Origin of the sequence: Polynucleobacter sp. MWH-S4W17 (assembly GCF_018687535.1) — a bacterium.
Taxonomy (GTDB): Bacteria; Pseudomonadota; Gammaproteobacteria; order Burkholderiales; family Burkholderiaceae; genus Polynucleobacter.
In genome coordinates this window covers 662,331-677,530 of record NZ_CP061295.1, presented here as the reverse complement: position 1 = coordinate 677,530, position 15,200 = coordinate 662,331, and the positions used below count along the sequence as shown (strand labels likewise).

Annotated in this window: 18 protein-coding genes; 7 read left to right on the top strand and 11 right to left on the bottom strand. The window is 46.1% G+C overall.

The features are described 5' to 3' along the window. The first annotated feature begins 15 nt into the window (after nt 1–15). The 5 genes from trxA (at nt 16) to C2755_RS03630 (ending at nt 5,581) form a co-directional block, all read left to right on the top strand. The gene (gene trxA / locus C2755_RS03650) at nt 16–342 is read left to right on the top strand and encodes a thioredoxin TrxA (protein WP_062309025.1); all 327 of its coding nucleotides are present in this window, start codon (nt 16–18) and stop codon (nt 340–342) included. A 247-nt stretch (nt 343–589) separates the two neighbouring features. Continuing rightward, nucleotides 590–1,852, top strand: a complete 1,263-nt coding sequence (gene rho, locus C2755_RS03645) for a transcription termination factor Rho (protein WP_011903147.1) — start codon at nt 590–592, stop codon at nt 1,850–1,852. 178 nt (nt 1,853–2,030) lie between these two features. After that, entirely contained in the window at nt 2,031–2,378 is a 348-nt protein-coding gene (locus C2755_RS03640; protein WP_215321815.1) for a type B 50S ribosomal protein L31, read from the top strand. Nucleotides 2,379–2,467: 89 nt separating this feature from the next. Then, nucleotides 2,468–4,186 (top strand): glycosyltransferase family 39 protein, encoded by a 1,719-nt coding sequence (locus C2755_RS03635; RefSeq protein ID WP_215321814.1) that lies wholly within the window; start codon nt 2,468–2,470, stop codon nt 4,184–4,186. A gap of 3 nt (nt 4,187–4,189) precedes the next feature. Next, nucleotides 4,190–5,581: an MATE family efflux transporter gene (locus C2755_RS03630; RefSeq protein WP_215321813.1), complete on the top strand. Its 1,392-nt coding sequence runs from the start codon at nt 4,190–4,192 to the stop codon at nt 5,579–5,581. Between the two features lie 19 nt (nt 5,582–5,600). On the opposite strand, the gene C2755_RS03625 is transcribed toward C2755_RS03630, so the two are convergent. The 5 genes from C2755_RS03625 to C2755_RS03605 all read right to left on the bottom strand — a co-directional run bounded on the left by C2755_RS03625 (nt 5,601) and on the right by C2755_RS03605 (nt 8,455). Continuing rightward, nucleotides 5,601–6,062 (bottom strand): glycine zipper family protein, encoded by a 462-nt coding sequence (locus tag C2755_RS03625; protein ID WP_215321812.1) that lies wholly within the window; start codon nt 6,060–6,062, stop codon nt 5,601–5,603. A gap of 37 nt (nt 6,063–6,099) precedes the next feature. Next, nucleotides 6,100–6,552, bottom strand: coding sequence for a hypothetical protein (locus tag C2755_RS03620; RefSeq protein ID WP_215321811.1), 453 nt, complete (start codon nt 6,550–6,552; stop codon nt 6,100–6,102). Between the two features lie 137 nt (nt 6,553–6,689). Then, entirely contained in the window at nt 6,690–7,691 is a 1,002-nt protein-coding gene (locus C2755_RS03615; RefSeq protein WP_251368533.1) for a tripartite tricarboxylate transporter substrate binding protein, read from the bottom strand. A 35-nt stretch (nt 7,692–7,726) separates the two neighbouring features. Beyond that, on the bottom strand, nt 7,727–8,290 hold the full coding sequence (locus C2755_RS03610) for a disulfide bond formation protein B (RefSeq protein ID WP_215321810.1): 564 nt from the start codon (nt 8,288–8,290) through the stop codon (nt 7,727–7,729). 6 nt (nt 8,291–8,296) lie between these two features. Then, nucleotides 8,297–8,455, bottom strand: a complete 159-nt coding sequence (locus C2755_RS03605; protein ID WP_158009030.1) for a DUF5993 family protein — start codon at nt 8,453–8,455, stop codon at nt 8,297–8,299. Between the two features lie 87 nt (nt 8,456–8,542). Between C2755_RS03605 and C2755_RS03600 the strand changes: the two genes are divergently transcribed. Further along, entirely contained in the window at nt 8,543–9,322 is a 780-nt protein-coding gene (locus tag C2755_RS03600; RefSeq protein WP_215321809.1) for an enoyl-CoA hydratase/isomerase family protein, read from the top strand. A gap of 14 nt (nt 9,323–9,336) precedes the next feature. Here C2755_RS03600 and C2755_RS03595 read toward each other — a convergent pair whose 3' ends face one another. From C2755_RS03595 to C2755_RS03585, 3 genes are read right to left on the bottom strand one after another with little or no spacing between them, the layout of a single operon-like run. After that, nucleotides 9,337–10,386 carry an alpha/beta fold hydrolase gene (locus C2755_RS03595; RefSeq protein ID WP_215321808.1) on the bottom strand — a complete coding sequence of 350 codons (1,050 nt, stop codon included), beginning with the start codon at nt 10,384–10,386 and terminating at the stop codon, nt 9,337–9,339. A gap of 21 nt (nt 10,387–10,407) precedes the next feature. Next, a complete protein-coding gene (locus C2755_RS03590) occupies nt 10,408–11,100 on the bottom strand; it encodes a fumarylacetoacetate hydrolase family protein (RefSeq protein WP_215321807.1) in 693 nt (230 codons plus the stop codon). A gap of 35 nt (nt 11,101–11,135) precedes the next feature. Further along, the gene (locus C2755_RS03585) at nt 11,136–11,417 is read right to left on the bottom strand and encodes a SemiSWEET transporter (protein ID WP_215321806.1); all 282 of its coding nucleotides are present in this window, start codon (nt 11,415–11,417) and stop codon (nt 11,136–11,138) included. A gap of 106 nt (nt 11,418–11,523) precedes the next feature. Between C2755_RS03585 and C2755_RS03580 the strand changes: the two genes are divergently transcribed. Next, nucleotides 11,524–12,525 (top strand): tripartite tricarboxylate transporter substrate binding protein, encoded by a 1,002-nt coding sequence (locus C2755_RS03580; RefSeq protein ID WP_215321805.1) that lies wholly within the window; start codon nt 11,524–11,526, stop codon nt 12,523–12,525. Nucleotides 12,526–12,527: 2 nt separating this feature from the next. Here the strand turns inward: C2755_RS03580 and C2755_RS03575 are convergent, their stop codons facing one another. Genes C2755_RS03575 through C2755_RS03565 form a run of 3 tightly spaced genes read right to left on the bottom strand, consistent with a single transcriptional unit; the run spans nt 12,528 to nt 15,142 of the window. Further along, nucleotides 12,528–13,325: a transporter gene (locus C2755_RS03575; protein WP_215321804.1), complete on the bottom strand. Its 798-nt coding sequence runs from the start codon at nt 13,323–13,325 to the stop codon at nt 12,528–12,530. A 21-nt stretch (nt 13,326–13,346) separates the two neighbouring features. Beyond that, nucleotides 13,347–14,144 (bottom strand): class II aldolase/adducin family protein, encoded by a 798-nt coding sequence (locus C2755_RS03570; protein WP_215321803.1) that lies wholly within the window; start codon nt 14,142–14,144, stop codon nt 13,347–13,349. After that, entirely contained in the window at nt 14,144–15,142 is a 999-nt protein-coding gene (locus C2755_RS03565) for a tripartite tricarboxylate transporter substrate binding protein (protein WP_251368532.1), read from the bottom strand. Before C2755_RS03565 ends, C2755_RS03570 begins: the two co-directional genes overlap by 1 nt. Nucleotides 15,143–15,200 lie beyond the last annotated feature (58 nt).

Genomic DNA, 15,200 nt, shown 5'->3' with positions numbered 1-15,200 from the left:
AAATAAGGAATTTTCATGAGTGCCGGCATTAAATATGTAACTGACGCCTCCTTCGAACAAGACGTCCTCAAGTCCGATAAACCTGTCCTGCTCGACTTCTGGGCTGAATGGTGCGGTCCTTGCAAAATGATTGGTCCGATCCTGGAAGAGCTCGCTGGCGAGTACGGCGACAAGATACAGATCGCAAAAATGAACGTGGATGAGAACCAAGGCGTTCCTGCCCAGTTCAATATTCGCGGCATTCCTACTTTGATTCTCTTCAAAAATGGCACCGTGGCTGCCCAAAAAGTAGGCGCTTTGGCCAAATCCCAGTTGACTGCATTTATTGATAGTCATCTGTAAATAGTCTCAGACCACAGGTTCACCAGCTGAGCCTGTGGCTTTTACCGCTTTAAACGCTTGTCACACCCATTTTTTGGTGTAGTATTACTCAAACGCACTTATCAGTGCTCCGATTTTCAGCAATTTACCTCCCCCTTCTTTTAGCAAATTCCAAAATTCTGTTTTTCCACATCTGCGTGATCTAAATCAGCGCAGCGATACCCCAAAAAAATTCCCAAATTCAAATTCATCAACACCCGAGAACCACATGCAACTAACTGAACTCAAAGTCCTCCACGTATCCGCTCTGCTTGAAATGGCAGCTAGCTTGGAGATTGAAAATACACAACGCATGCGCAAACAAGAATTAATGTTTGCCATTCTAAAAAAGCGTGCGAAGGCTGGTGAAACCGTTTTCGGTGACGGCACTTTGGAAGTGCTGCCTGATGGCTTTGGCTTCTTGCGCTCCCCTGAAGCCTCTTATATGGCTTCTCCTGACGATATCTATATCTCTCCTGCGCAGATTCGTCGTTTTAACTTGCACACTGGTGATAGCGTTGAAGGTGAAGTACGCACACCTAAAGATGGTGAGCGTTACTTTGCTTTGGTAAAAGTAGACAAGATCAATGGTTTGGCTCCAGAAGCCCTCAAGAACCGCATCATGTTCGAGAACTTAACCCCATTGCACCCAAATCGCGTGATCAGCTTAGAGCGTGACATCAAGGCCGAAGAGAACCTCACTGGCCGCATCATCGATATGATCTCCCCGATTGGTTACGGCCAACGTGGCTTGATTGTGGCCTCACCAAAATCCGGTAAGACCGTGATGATGCAGCACATTGCTCACGCGATTGCAGCCAATAATCCTGAAGCAATTTTGATCGTATTACTCGTTGACGAGCGTCCTGAAGAGGTAACTGAGATGCAACGCTCCGTTCGCGGTGAAGTTGTTGCCTCTACCTTTGATGAGCCAGCAGTGCGTCACGTTCAAGTTGCCGAGATGGTGATTGAAAAAGCCAAGCGCTTGGTTGAGATGGGCAAAGATGTGATCATCTTGTTAGATTCCATTACTCGTCTTGCACGCGCATACAACACTGTTGTTCCTTCGTCAGGCAAAGTACTCTCTGGTGGTGTGGATGCCAATGCATTGCAACGTCCAAAACGTTTCTTTGGTGCCGCCCGTAATATTGAAGAAGGCGGCTCATTGACGATCATCGCAACTGCCCTGATTGAAACCGGCAGCCGTATGGATGACCTCATTTACGAAGAGTTCAAAGGAACTGGCAATATGGAAGTTCACCTTGAGCGTCGTTTGGCTGAGAGACGTGTTTACCCATCGATTAACCTCAACAAGTCTGGAACCCGCCGTGAGGAGCTCCTGGTAAAAGCTGAGAACCTCCAGAAGATTTGGGTATTGCGTAAATTGCTGGCCGACATGGACGATATCGAGGCGATGAACTTCATCGTAGATAAGCTCAAATCGACCAAAAATAATGGTGAATTCTTCGACTTAATGCGTCGCGGAGGCTAACTTAGATGCCCTCAGGGGCTATTTAAAGGTAAAAAGGGGCTGTTTTAGCCCCTTTTGCACACCCAAACAGCGCTTTGTTGTTGATTTCATGGCATAATTTCGCCTTTACCGCTTTTAAAACCTGGGAAAGTATTTCAGCCAATTTGGCTCAAACGGCTCCCCGCTCATAGGACTCAACATGAAACCTGGCATTCACCCCGAATATCGCGAAATCGTCTTTGTAGACGTTTCCAATAACTTCAGCTTCAAGACTCGCTCCACTATGTCTACTAGAGAGACAATCAAGTGGGAAGATGGCAATGAATATCCATTGGCCAAGATCGAGACTTCATCTGAATCACACCCTTTCTACACTGGTACCCAGAAAATTATGGATACCGCTGGTCGTGTTGAGAAATTCCGTCAGAAATTCGGCACCAAAGCTGTTGCTAAAGCTACCGGTGATGGCGCTGCTAAAACAGCTGAGAAAAAAGCTGCTGCTGCAGAGGCTAAAGCTGCTGAAAAGCCATCTAAGAAGAAGGCTTAAACCACTTCTATTCGCGGGGTATGTTAAATACCTGCTCTGCGAGATAATTAAGGCAGCGTTTGCTGCCTTTTTTATTTTGAACTTCACACATGGTCAAACTTACTGCCGCCGCCACTAAATCTATTCCGCGCATTATTATTTTTGCGCTGACCTTAGTTTATGGTTTCGCTGGCCTCTTCTTTCGGGACCCCTGGAAGAATGAAGATGCCATAGGTTTTGGTGGCATGTGGACACTCTTTCGCGGTAACTCCTTAGACTGGATGGTTCCCCACTTAGCTGGACGCGATATTTCTCTTGGCGCGCCGTTGCCTTATTGGATGGGCGCCACACTTATTGAGTGGTTCGGTCCATTCATTGGCGCCGCTAATGCTGCACGCCTATACGCAGCCATCTGCTTTTTCTCTGCTGCATTAGCAATTTGGTATGCCACCTATTTATTAGGTCGTCGTCGTGAAGTGCAGCCGATGGCATTAGCTGTTGGTGGTCAGCCTGATTTAAAGAGCTACGGCATGACCCTAGCTGATGGTGCACTGCTCATTTTCTTGGCGTGCGTAGGTCTAGCGCAACACGCTCATGAAACAACGCCAATGATTTCGCAGCTCATGGGTATCAGCATCGTGCTTTACGGTACAGTGCGCGGCTTAGATAAACCTTGGCAAGGTGGTTTATGGACTGGTCTTGGCATTGCCATCGTCGCCCTATCAAGCAATCTCACGCTGAGCTTAATCATTGTCTCCTCCACCATCATTGCGGTCATTGCTAGCAATGCAAAGTTGCGTTTTCGTTGGACGCTGACTAGTACTGTTTTAGGTTTAATCGGTTTTGCAATTTGGCCTCTGATTTGGTATCTAGCTGATCTGCCAGTGCAATGGCGTCACATCGCTGAAGAAGGCTGGCGCAATGTACCGGAAATGCGCGCTACTCCATCAATTGAATCACTGGGTTTCTTGAGTGTGAACTTCTGGGCTTACGCGTGGCCTGTCTGGCCGCTCGCAATCGTCTCCCTTGCGCACTGGGGTCGCATTAAAGAATCAGGCGCATGGCGTGCGCCCCATCTTTGCATTCCTTTGAGTTTATTTATCGGCAGCTTCATGTATGTTTTGTTCCGCCTAGAAGCAAATGAACATGACTTGATGATTTTGATTCCAAGCCTTTCCATCATTGCCGCATTTAGTTTGCCCGTTCTCAAGCGTAGCGTCATTAGTTTTATTGACTGGTTTGCAATGTTTAGCTTTACGCTAATCGCTCTGGCTATTTGGATTATTTGGCTCGCAAAAGTGACTGGCTATCCAGAATCTACGGCCGCCAATATTGCACGCCTACTACCTGGATTTACTGGTCAATTTAATGTCTTAGCCTTTATCGTGGCTCTTACTACTACGGGTGTATGGCTTGCAGTAGTTCGCTGGAGAACTTCTCGGGCTCCGAAAGAAATTTGGCGCTGCCTCATCATCTCCGCATCGGGAACCACTTTGATGTGGGTACTACTGATGTCTTTATGGCTGCCAACGATTAACTACGCCAAAACCTATCGTCAGGTTTCTGCACGATTGGCACAAGTGATCCCCACTGGTGGCGGCTGCATTGACACTAGTAACTTAGGCTCTGCACAGCTCGCCTCTTTTGAATATTTCTCCAAGCTCAATTTGCGAGATGACCCCAATTGCCCATGGATGCTGACCCACAGCCAATCCGAAGCAAAGGCATATGCAGAGCTAAATAACAAAAAGCTCACACTGCTCTGGGAAGATCGTCGCGCTGCTGACCGCGATGAACGCCTACGTCTCTACGAAGTTATCCCGGAATAATTCGTGCTGCACTTTAAACTATCGCGCCTTCGCGAGGACATCCCCTCTTTACTAAAACTAGCTGGACCTCTATTAGTGGGGCAGCTTGCTGTGATTGCATTTGGCGTACTCGATACTGCGATGACGGCGCGTTATTCAGCCGATGATTTAGCGGCGCTGGCAATGGCTTCAGCCATCTTTATCAGCATTTACGTAGGTCTCACCGGAGTGATCTCTGCGCTAGCACCAATTGCAGGACAACTCTTTGGCGCTAAACGTTTTGGAGAAATCGGTGAAGAAGTGCGGCAAGCAGCTTGGCTTGCTTTAGGTCTCACGATTTTGGGCTGTTTCATTTTGCTCAATGCAGATCACTTGTTAGCTATTTCCCGAGTCAATGATGCTATTGAAGGTAAAGCGAAGTTATATCTGAGTATTCTGGCAATTGGCTTACCAGCCAGCATGGCTATGCGCGTATTGATGGCCCTCCACAATGCAGTCTCACGCCCCACCGTCATCACCGTTGTACAAATTATTGGCTTAGGACTCAAGCTACCCTTAAACCTACTCTTTATTTATGGAGGCTTAGGCATAGAGGGCATGGGTGGGCCAGGCTGCGCTGTAGCTACTGTCATCATTAACTGGTCTTGGCTACTTATGACTCTAGGCTTTGTGTTACTTGATCGCTTTTATAAACCATTTAAGATCTTTGCTCGCTTTAGCATGCCCGATTGGCATCGTATCTGGACATTATTAAAACTTGGCGCACCCATTGGCTTTAGCTACTTAATTGAAGTAACTTCTTTCACGTTTATGTCGCTATTTATTGCCCGCCTTGGAACTACGGCATTAGCAGGCCATCAAATCGTAGCCAATATGGGAACTGTCATCTACATGGTGCCACTATCCCTCTCCATTGCGACCATGACCTTAGTTTCACAATCTATTGGTGCCAACAAGCCCGAGCGTGCCGAAGAGATAGGTTGGTCATCCGTCTTTTTTACCACCACGCTGTGCATCACTATTGGTATCGCAGTTTGGATTTTCAGAATACAGCTATTGGATTTATACGATCCACCGGCAGAGGTGAAGGTATTCTCTATTCCGCTCTTCTTATTTATTGCCTTCTATCAAGTATTTGATGCGCTACAAGTGACTGCTGCGTTTATTCTGCGAGCCTATCGCATTGCTTTTTTACCGATGGTTATTTATGCAGGCTCGCTCTGGGGCGTAGGCCTTGGTGGTGGCTATCTCATGGGCTTTAACGTATTTGGTAATACGCCAGAATTTCTACAAGGCGCTAATGGCTTTTGGGCTGGTAACAGCTTAAGTCTAGGCTTAGCTGCGTGCTTTTTACTCTATCTATTTAGAAGAACGGCGGAGCGCTATGAGAAGACGCATCCGCCGGTAGAGACCTAAAAAGTAGCATCTCTAGAGCTTAGCGATAGCCTGGACCTGGAGCAGGTGTTGCGTAACTAGGAACTTGATTACCCTTGGAGTACATGCACTGTTGATACGCAATATTGTATTGAGTTTGCGCTTGATTTTGTTTTCCAGATGCATTCATAGCACCAATTGCAGACCCGCCTAACAACCCTACGCCCGCACCAGTTCCAACGCCTGTATGACTGCCCCCACCAATGACAGCACCAGCAGCAGCACCAAGAGCTGCTGCTAAAGCTGCGCTAGTAACACCTTCCTTGAGAGCGGCATCGCTTGTATCTTTAACCGCATTTGCAGCAAATTGTCGGCATACTTGATCTTCTTGCTGAAACACCTCAAAAGGCTTTCCTTCACGCGGCATTACAGCAATGGTTGGACCAGTTGGCGCGGATACGCATGCAGTTAATGAAGCAAGAACGGATATAGTTGTTACTACAACGCGAGTAAATCTATTCATATTAAAACCTTTAACTATTCTGAAATTCTAAAAATATTTAGCGCTGTGGCTGCCTAGGCTGAGTGCTACTCGTTGGCGGAGTTGCAGGTTGAGTTTGCCAGCCAGTTGGGCAATCTTGTACGTATGGATAATACTTTCCACTAGCTTGGCAGTAATACCAAACTGAAGGTTGAGGTTGCGCCGCCAAGACCATTGGTTGTGGTGGAGACATATAAACAACTGGAGGTGCATATACTACCGGCGGTGCATAGTACCCGGCATAGGGGCCGTAATAACCGCCGCCATATGCCCAGTTACCACGCCATCCTGGACCCCAGCCACCGCCATAAGGTCCGTAGGCCGCTGGACGCCAACCACCGCCATAGCCACCACCCACAGAAACATTCCAACCCACATTGCCTGCTTGAGCAATCACTGGCGTGGTAGCCAATAAAGTGACTAAAACAACTGAGGCAACACCTAAGATGCTGAATTTATTGATTTGTTTCATGATCGACCCCCATATATTTGGTCTTTTACTGCTTTCTATTTCTATTTTAGTTTTTTCTAGTATTACTATCAATAACGCCTCAAATACGGCCAGGCTGACAAGAAAATAACTTATTTATTCAGATCGATTAGGGCCATCTATTGCTCCAATTTTGCACCTGACTGCAATACCACCTTACTCCACTTTGCAGACTCTTGCGTAATCAGTCTAGAGAGTTCTTTGGGGCTTCCGGGTGCAGGCTCTAAGCCTCCCGCCAAGAGTCGAGCTTTAACTTCAGGACTATTTAGGGTGCGGTGCGTCAACTGATTTAAGCGCTTTTGAATTGGGAGTGGCAAGTTTGCGGGTGCCATTAAAGAGAACCAAGAAACCGCCTCAAATCCTGGAAGCCCCTGCTCTGCAAATGTCGGAATCTCAGGGGCAGCATGCGAGCGCTTTAAAGTGGTTACGCCTAGGGCTTGAACTTCCCCTGCCTTAATCAAAGCCAAGGAGGAAGAAAGATTATCAAAGAGCATAGAAATGCGACCACTGAGTAAGTCAGGCAAAGATTGTGCCCGCCCCTTATAAGGAATATGACGGATTTGAACACCGGCCATTTGTTTAAATAATTCACCTGACATGTGCAAAGAAGTGCCAACACCTGATGAACCAAAAGTAAGTTGATCTGGTTTTGCTTTAGCTAATTCAATTAACTCATGAAGATTTTTAACGCCTAATTTCTTATTTACTATCAATACATTTGGTGTGCTTGCTAAAAAACTAATAGGTGTGAAATCTTTCACAGGATCAAATGAGATCTTTTCATACAGTGCGCCATTAATCGCATGAATACCCACCGTACCAATTAATAAGGTATAGCCATCTGGAGCACTCTTAGCAACGAGATCAGCGCCAATATTGCCGCCATAGCCTGGGCGATTCTCAACTAGCACTGGTACGCCTAAAGTTTGCTGCCAACTTTCTGCTAAAACGCGCGCTAATATATCTGGAGCACCGCCTGGCGTAAAGGTTACGATGATGCGAATGGGTTGTTTTGGCCAGGTAGCATTTTTCTGGGAAGTACTTTGCGCAAGAACAGTAAAGCCCATGGTCAACAACACAGAAGCAAGGAGAAAGCTCTTCAGAACTTTAGAAAATTGCATGCTCAAAAATGCAAAACTAGATCAGGCGGTCTATATTAGAAACCAAAGCGAGAGCGTAGCCACAACCAGCCCTCATACTTCACTGGGTCATCAGCGCAGGGGCCGATACCGCACTCCAAGAGTGTAGATACGAGATTGCCCAAAACCAAGAGAATGAAAGAAATCACAAGTGCATTAGCAAACCATGAGCGTGAGCGGACCTCACGATTAGGTAGCATTAAGAGAATTGCTAAGCCCATTAACAAACCGGTATACCCAACATAAGCCCAAGTATAAAAATGCAACTCTAAAAATGTTTTTCCAAATCCTTTATCACCCGGCAGAATATGCAAAAAGACCTGACGAAGAGAAACCATCATTCCAACCAAGCCACCAATGATGCCCCATCCGTAGTGGGATGAATGAGCGCCAGAACGAATATTCAGCACCAAAGCAAAACCAATAATCACAAATCCAACGCGCTGCATCAAACACAAAGGGCAAGGTAGCTCACCAAAGTAGAGTTGATCTACAAAAGCATAAGAGAGCATGCTAACTACAGCCAGCAATGCAAGCTGATTACCAAGTGCAGCTAGGGAAGGTAGAGAATGTTTACTCACAATCAATTACAGACTGATATTGAGATGGTCAGTTGCATGAAAACGGAACCAAACCAGAAGAATGGCAACGGTAATTGCCAAAACTGTCAAACCTGCAAGACGCTTCTCAAACCAGACTAAGACAAGTCCGATAAAAGCTGTCAGGAAAGGTAGAAACATATACATAAATGAATTCTAGCGCAGGACACTTTGCTTGTGGTCAATTCTGCATATTCAGGGCTTGGGGAAAGGTCTTTTGTTTAAAATGGGCTCATGACTACTAGCTCCACCCCGCCCTGCTTAGATCTACAGATTGATGGGAATGTGGAATGGGTTACCTTTAATAACCCCGCTGCGCGTAATGCGCTGACTTGGCCAATGTATGAAGAACTCAAAAGGATTTGCGACTCCCTGGCTAACAATCCTGAAATTCGAGTCGTCATTTTTCGAGGGGCAGGAGATAAAGCATTTGTCTCTGGAAGTGACATTCAGCAGTTTATCGACCTCAAAGAGGATGAGGCATATGAAGTTGCAGTTGATTATATTTTCTCCTCGCTGCAACAACTACCCATGCCGACTATTGCCATGATCGAAGGTTTGGCTGTAGGTAGCGGTTTATTGATGGCAACTTTCTGCGACTTTCGGATCTCGACGCCGGATGCGCGTTTCGGTATACCAGTAGCCAAGACCTTAGGAAATTGTTTATCGCCAAGCAATTTGTCTTGGCTTGCAGCTCACCTAGGAGCTCCAACAGTGAAGAAGATGCTTCTGACTGCGGAACTCATTAAGGCGCCGGAATTATTAGCCTCAGGCTACCTCTATCAAACGGCAGAATCTGCAGAAATCGAATCCGTTACCAATTTGCTCGCTCAAAAATTAGCAACCCTTGCTCCTATTACGCAAAAAGCCAGCAAGCTGACATTGGCACACTTACTTCAAAACAATCTTCCAGACTGCACAGATCTGATGCGAGAAACCTATAACAGCAAGGACTTTAGAGAGGGTGTGAACGCCTTCTTGGAAGGTCGTCCACCTCAGTGGATTGGGAAATAAGTAAGACTGTTGGACTAGCCTTTAGAGTTTAAAAACTCCACCACGATTTTCAGGAACTGATCGGGCGCCTCAACGTGAGGTACGTGCCCCACATTTTCAACTGGCACTAGCTTTGCATTCGGAATAGCTGCTTGCGCTTTCTTACCTAACTCCGGAAAGTTACCTAATGACTTTACAGCCTCTGGTGGCGCAAAGCGTCGACCAAATACCGTACGGTCATTTTGGCCAATCACCAATAACACTGGCATCTTTAATTGAGGCAAATCATTGACTACTGGTTTTTCAGCAATCATTTGGTATGTCAGCACTGAAGTCTTTGCATAGGCCGGATAGTCTGGACCTTTTTGTACGCGCACATAGACCTCTACAAACTTTTCATAAGCAGGTTGCCAATTTGGGAAATAACTTTGCAGAAAGCGGCGATAGCTCACTTCCGTTTGAGCCATCTCTAGCTTGAGCAAATCATCATTCCTCTGCGGAGGGATGTCTTTGCTGTAGTCCTCAAGTCCTAAAGGGTTCTCCAGCACAAGCTTTTGGACAGTCTGCGGATAGAGTCGGGAAAAACGAATGCCCACCATACCGCCCATTGAGTTGGCTATGACTGAAACCTGCTTGATATTGAGGGACTTCAGTAAGTCTTGTGTATTAGCAGCTAAATCATCAAAGTGGTATGCCACATCTGGCTTAGAAGACTTACCAAAGCCAATCTGATCAGGAGCAATCACACGATAGCCGGCCTTTGAAAGGCCCGCAATAGTGAAGGACCAATAATCACTGGAGAAATTCTTGCCATGAAATAACACCACTACACCCTTTTGCTTACCTAAGGCAGCAACATCCATATACATCATGCTTGCTGCCTGCCCTTGTAAAGAAGTTTTAAATTCTTTGAGTGGGTACGGGTAAGGCCATTTGCTGATCCGTAAATCTAAAGGAGCCGCATCGGCATAAAGACTGGCAGGCGGAGTTGACGAGGTCTTCTCAGTACTGGCGCATGAAACCAAAAAAATAGGTGCAGCTAACATTGCACCAATCAGCAAAACTTTCTTGAGAAAACTTGTCATCAATCAGATCTTCTTTTTGATTTAGAGAATTTTTGTTTTTAAGTTTGGTAAACCGGCAACGCTACCCTCGAGCACATCCCCTTTTTTCACTGGGCCAACACCTGCTGGCGTACCGGAGAAAATTAAGTCGCCTGGCTCTAAAGTAAATAGAGTGGATAAATAAGCAATCGTGTCAGGAACATTCCAAATCAACTGATTGAGATCGCCCTCTTGACGAACTTCACCATTCACCAAGAGCTTAACGGCGCCTTTAGCAGGATGACCACACTGACTAGCTGGCGTGATCTCACCGCAAGGGGCGGATTGATCAAATGCTTTGCCGGTATCCCAAGGGCGCCCCATCTTCTTAGCATCACCTTGAAGATCGCGCCGAGTCATATCCAGACCAACTCCGTAACCATAGACATGCTCTAAAGCTTTTTCTGCGAGAATATTTGCGCCGCCTTTACCAATAGCGACCACCATTTCAATTTCATGATGAACATCGTTTGACAAATTTGGATACGCCATATCTTTACCATCAGTCACGATCGAATTGGCGGGCTTCATAAAAAAGAATGGTGGCTCACGATCGGGATCATGACCCATCTCACGCGCATGATCTGCATAGTTTCTACCAACGCAATAAATGCGATTCACGGCAAAGCGACGAGTATCGCCAGTCACAGGCAATGAAATCACTGATGGTGGATCAATCACAAATGCTGAAGACATAAAAACCTTTCTGGGAATTTTGATGAATGGGTGCTTTATTTCTGATGTTTAGAAGTATGACGCAATTTCAATAATAGGATGCTGAGCGCCAAGGCAAAAGTGAGTGCATTGGCTAAGATGAGGGGCCACTTTTCAATAATGAGGCCGTAAACCAGCCACAAACCCACTCCCACCGTAAATAAGGAATACATCCCCAAGGAGATGCCTGATAGGTCTCTGGTGCGCCAAGACTGTATCGCCTGGGGCAAAAAGGCTACGGTAGTCAAGAATGCAGCGCAATATCCAATAATCTCTATTTGGTGAGGCTCTAGGTTCATTTCTTCATTGTAATAAGAGAAATTTACAGTTCATTGACGCAGCGCATGAATTTTTAATCTGTAGATAATAGAAAATCGTAACTCAACCCACCATTAAAAATACAAAATGAGACAACATCTAATTCGAGGCTTTGGCCTACTACTTTGCAGTAGTCTGATCACCGCTCCACTGCTAGCGCAAACTAATAGCTCTGCCATTAAAAATTATCCTGACAAGCCTATTAAGTTGGTCATTCCATATCCACCAGGTGGTGCAACTGATGTGATTGGACGCATCATGGCGCAAGAACTCTCCAAGTCACTCAACCAGCAGGTAGTTCCTGATAATCGCGCAGGCGATAGCGGCAATATTGGTGCGGATATGGTTGCAAAATCTCCTGCTGATGGCTATACGCTCTTAATGGGTGCCCTTACTTCACACTCTATCAACGCGAATCTTGATAAAGATAAGATTCGATACAACCTTGAAAAAGATTTCACACCAGTGGACGTGGTAGGAGTAGTGCCTCTGGTTTTTGTAGTGAACCCTTCAGTCCCCGTCAAGAATATGAAAGAGTTCATTGCCTACGCAAAAGCGAACCCAGGCAAACTCACGTTCGCATCATCTGGAGCTGGTGCACCACAACGTCTTGCGATGGAAATGTTTCGCTATCAACTGGGTTTAGATTTATTACACGTACCCTATAAAGGTAGCGGCCCCGCTATGACTGATCTAGTAGGCGGTCAAGTGCTTACGATGTCTGAAACCGTACCAGCAGCTCTGCAATTTATTCAAGCCGGTCAGTTAAGGCCTTTAGCCGTGACAACCGCTAAACGCATTAGTCAATTGCCGGATGTACCAACCGTCACTGAAGCCACGGGCTTGCCTAACTTTGATGTAGTAAGTATGTTTGGTATTTTGGCTCCAGCAGGAACTCCTAAGCCCATCATCGATAAACTCAGCGCAGACATCAAGGTTATTTTGCAGCGCCCTGAAGTGCAAGATCGTATGTTGGCAGCAGGCGTATACGTGAACTATCTCTCGCCCGCAGATTCCAGCAAGCGCATTACACGGGAAATGACCATGTGGAGCAAGGTTATTAAAGACGCCAATATCAAGCCTGATTAAGGCTAATTTAATGGAATGGAAAAAATCGCTTTCAGCGTTAACGAATCCGTACTGTTAGAGAAGCCCTTACCTACCCCAGCCTGAAAAGAAAGTGGTTTGCCTTCGTAGTACATCATCAAGAAACCCAATTGCTGGGTATTTTGGTAATTGATGGGCTGACCAAGTTGATTCAGGTTGGAGTAATACTCTACCCCAAGCGCTAACTCAGGTGTTACCTCTCTAGATAAGCGAGTTGCCGTGGAAAAATAAGGTGACTGATGTACGTAGGGCTGTGAAAGCGGCATATCCACAATCGGATTAAATGAGAAAAGCCACTCATCAAAATGCTTACCGACAATGAAACGCATTTCACTGTTGTATCTAGATTCATCAAACTGCGGTTGCACGTTAGCTAACTCTAGATTGGCACCTGCGAAAAAAGAGTCGCCCTTATCTTCGCGTATTGGCAACCATTTCATACGCAATTTCGTTGCTGCATATTGAAATTTGTTGTCGTAGTTCACATAAGAGATATATAAGCCTGCCTCTAAATCATGACCTAAGCCATAAGCAAACTCTGGGGTCACCCGCACACCGTTGTTGTTCATTACCTCTCCTGGATAGGAAGGGGTTTGAATACCTCGGGGAGTACTGTTTAAATGCACCTCTAGGCTAGCTTCACCCTTGGCATTAATTTCGTCATCGTAGACCTGAATTTCATCCTGCAGAACCGCCATGCTGATTGATGGCGAGAGGATTAATGCGGTTAATAGCAACCCCTGAATGAGTGCTTTCTTGAGGGGGTAAGCTTGCATCTGCATGATGCGTGAGTTTAACAAGGATTAGGGTTTTTTGACGCGCTCACTCCAAAGCTGCCATGGGCGTCCAATGGTTTTCTCAATTGTTTCCTGCGAAGCGATAGCCTCACCAGGACTCAGGTACTGCACCTGCCCCATCTTCATTGCTTCAGACTGAATACTCGCATTCTGAATTGCATACACTGTTCTAAAGACCGCTTTCTTAATGGAGTCTGCTCCTGCAGCATATCCGTGGCCACGCATCAAAACAAAATATTGCAAACCCATAGTTTTAGATAAAGCATCACCCAAATCTCCATTGCTAACAAACATATCCGTATCGGGATTGGGCTTAGCAAAATTTCGGATTTCGAAAACCGGTGCACCCTCACCCAAAAAGGCACTCATGTGATAGACGGGCTTGAGTGTTGTGCCTGTTAAGCCGTAAGGTAGGATAGGTGCAGCATGGCCATGAATAACTGAATTAATATCGGGACGATTTTTCAGAATGCCACTATGAATAAAGCGTTCGCCATAAGCTACTCGCGTATCACCATTTAAGGCCTTGCCATTCATATCAAATTCCATGATGTCTTCAGCTTTGACAACAGATGGCGCAACACTTCTTGCCAAAAAGAAGGTGTTGGGATTGATTGGGCTACGAACACTAATATGCCCATAACCATCTACTGCATTTTGGTCATACAAAATATGATTGGCAAGAACAAGCTCTTCAATCGCCGTTTTCACAGCTGGATTTTGATCCATCTGTTCCTGAACAGTTGCAGCATGTGCTTGGGAAAAAAGCAGAATCAGAAAAGAGGCAAGGAATTGTTTTTTCATTATTCAACTTTGCCAATTTTTCTCACAACCTCGCCCATCTGAGTGGATTCCTTGTCCCAGTAGGCCTTAAATTCAGGCGCATCCATATACTGAATTGGACTTCCCGCTCCATTGATCACAGTGCGTACCCGCTCATCATTCGCAGCTTGTTTAGCGGCCTCACGGAGCTTATTGGTGATGTAGTCAGGGGTTGCGCTGGGCACAAATAAACCGGCCCATTGCGAGAACTCCACTTTCACTCCCATCTCTTTAAAGCTAGGCACCTCAGGCATGCTAGCTAATCTGCCATCACCCCAATGGGCCAATGCACGTACTTTGCCCGCCTTAATTTGCTGAACGATTGAAGAAGGTCCAGTAGCAATCGCATCCACTTGGCCGCCCAATAAACCCACAATCGCTGGCCCTGCACCTGTATACGGAATATGCACCATGTAGAACTTCTCTGAAGACTTGAGCATCTCCATTGGTACATGCATCGTGCCGTAATTACCCGACGATCCAAAATTGTATTTACCGGGATTGGCTCGCATTGCTGCCACAAAAGATTTGTAATCTTTCCATGGGCTATCCGCCCTCACTACTAACACTGTTGGGTCCGCTGTAAAGCGAGCGATCGGCTTGAGTTGGTTAAGCTGAAAAGATTGCTCTCTTCCCACTACTTTATCTGCCTCTGGAATAATTGAAATAGACGATAGGGCCATCAAAATCGTGTAGCCGTCAGGCTTTGCTCTGGCTACTGCTGCCATGCCAATGCCACCGCCAGCCCCAGCTTTATTTTCCACAATCACTGGCTGACCCAAGCTACGAGAAAGTGCCTCTGCCACCGGCCTACCAACAGTATCAGCAACGCCACCCGGCGGAAATGGCACAACCATAGTGATGGGCTTTGTAGGCCAGGCTTCTGGTGCTTGAGCAATAGCCCCCTGAGAGGCCAAGCAAGCACATAAAAAGACTAAGGTAGTAGCAAATGAATATTTTTGCCTCATTTTTTGTCTCATTTTTTGTCTCAAATACGTAAATTAGTTATTATTTATACTCTTTATCCTACTACAAGAT

Excerpts from the sequence above, each read along its gene's own strand:
- C2755_RS03580 (WP_215321805.1), top strand. The coding sequence starts at position 11,524 with ATGAGACAACATCTAATTCGAGGCTTTGGCCTACTACTTTGCAGTAGT.
- C2755_RS03605 (WP_158009030.1), bottom strand. The coding sequence starts at position 8,455 with ATGTATATGTTTCTACCTTTCCTGACAGCTTTTATCGGACTTGTCTTA.
- trxA (WP_062309025.1), top strand. The coding sequence starts at position 16 with ATGAGTGCCGGCATTAAATATGTAACTGACGCCTCCTTCGAACAAGAC.
- C2755_RS03600 (WP_215321809.1), top strand. The coding sequence starts at position 8,543 with ATGACTACTAGCTCCACCCCGCCCTGCTTAGATCTACAGATTGATGGG.
- rho (WP_011903147.1), top strand. The coding sequence starts at position 590 with ATGCAACTAACTGAACTCAAAGTCCTCCACGTATCCGCTCTGCTTGAA.
- C2755_RS03565 (WP_251368532.1), bottom strand. The coding sequence starts at position 15,142 with ATGAGACAAAAAATGAGGCAAAAATATTCATTTGCTACTACCTTAGTC.
- C2755_RS03620 (WP_215321811.1), bottom strand. The coding sequence starts at position 6,552 with ATGAAACAAATCAATAAATTCAGCATCTTAGGTGTTGCCTCAGTTGTT.
- C2755_RS03640 (WP_215321815.1), top strand. The coding sequence starts at position 2,031 with ATGAAACCTGGCATTCACCCCGAATATCGCGAAATCGTCTTTGTAGAC.
- C2755_RS03595 (WP_215321808.1), bottom strand. The coding sequence starts at position 10,386 with ATGACAAGTTTTCTCAAGAAAGTTTTGCTGATTGGTGCAATGTTAGCT.
- C2755_RS03570 (WP_215321803.1), bottom strand. The coding sequence starts at position 14,144 with ATGAAAAAACAATTCCTTGCCTCTTTTCTGATTCTGCTTTTTTCCCAA.
- C2755_RS03615 (WP_251368533.1), bottom strand. The coding sequence starts at position 7,691 with ATGCAATTTTCTAAAGTTCTGAAGAGCTTTCTCCTTGCTTCTGTGTTG.
- C2755_RS03575 (WP_215321804.1), bottom strand. The coding sequence starts at position 13,325 with ATGCAGATGCAAGCTTACCCCCTCAAGAAAGCACTCATTCAGGGGTTG.
- C2755_RS03590 (WP_215321807.1), bottom strand. The coding sequence starts at position 11,100 with ATGTCTTCAGCATTTGTGATTGATCCACCATCAGTGATTTCATTGCCT.
- C2755_RS03635 (WP_215321814.1), top strand. The coding sequence starts at position 2,468 with ATGGTCAAACTTACTGCCGCCGCCACTAAATCTATTCCGCGCATTATT.
- C2755_RS03625 (WP_215321812.1), bottom strand. The coding sequence starts at position 6,062 with ATGAATAGATTTACTCGCGTTGTAGTAACAACTATATCCGTTCTTGCT.
- C2755_RS03585 (WP_215321806.1), bottom strand. The coding sequence starts at position 11,417 with ATGAACCTAGAGCCTCACCAAATAGAGATTATTGGATATTGCGCTGCA.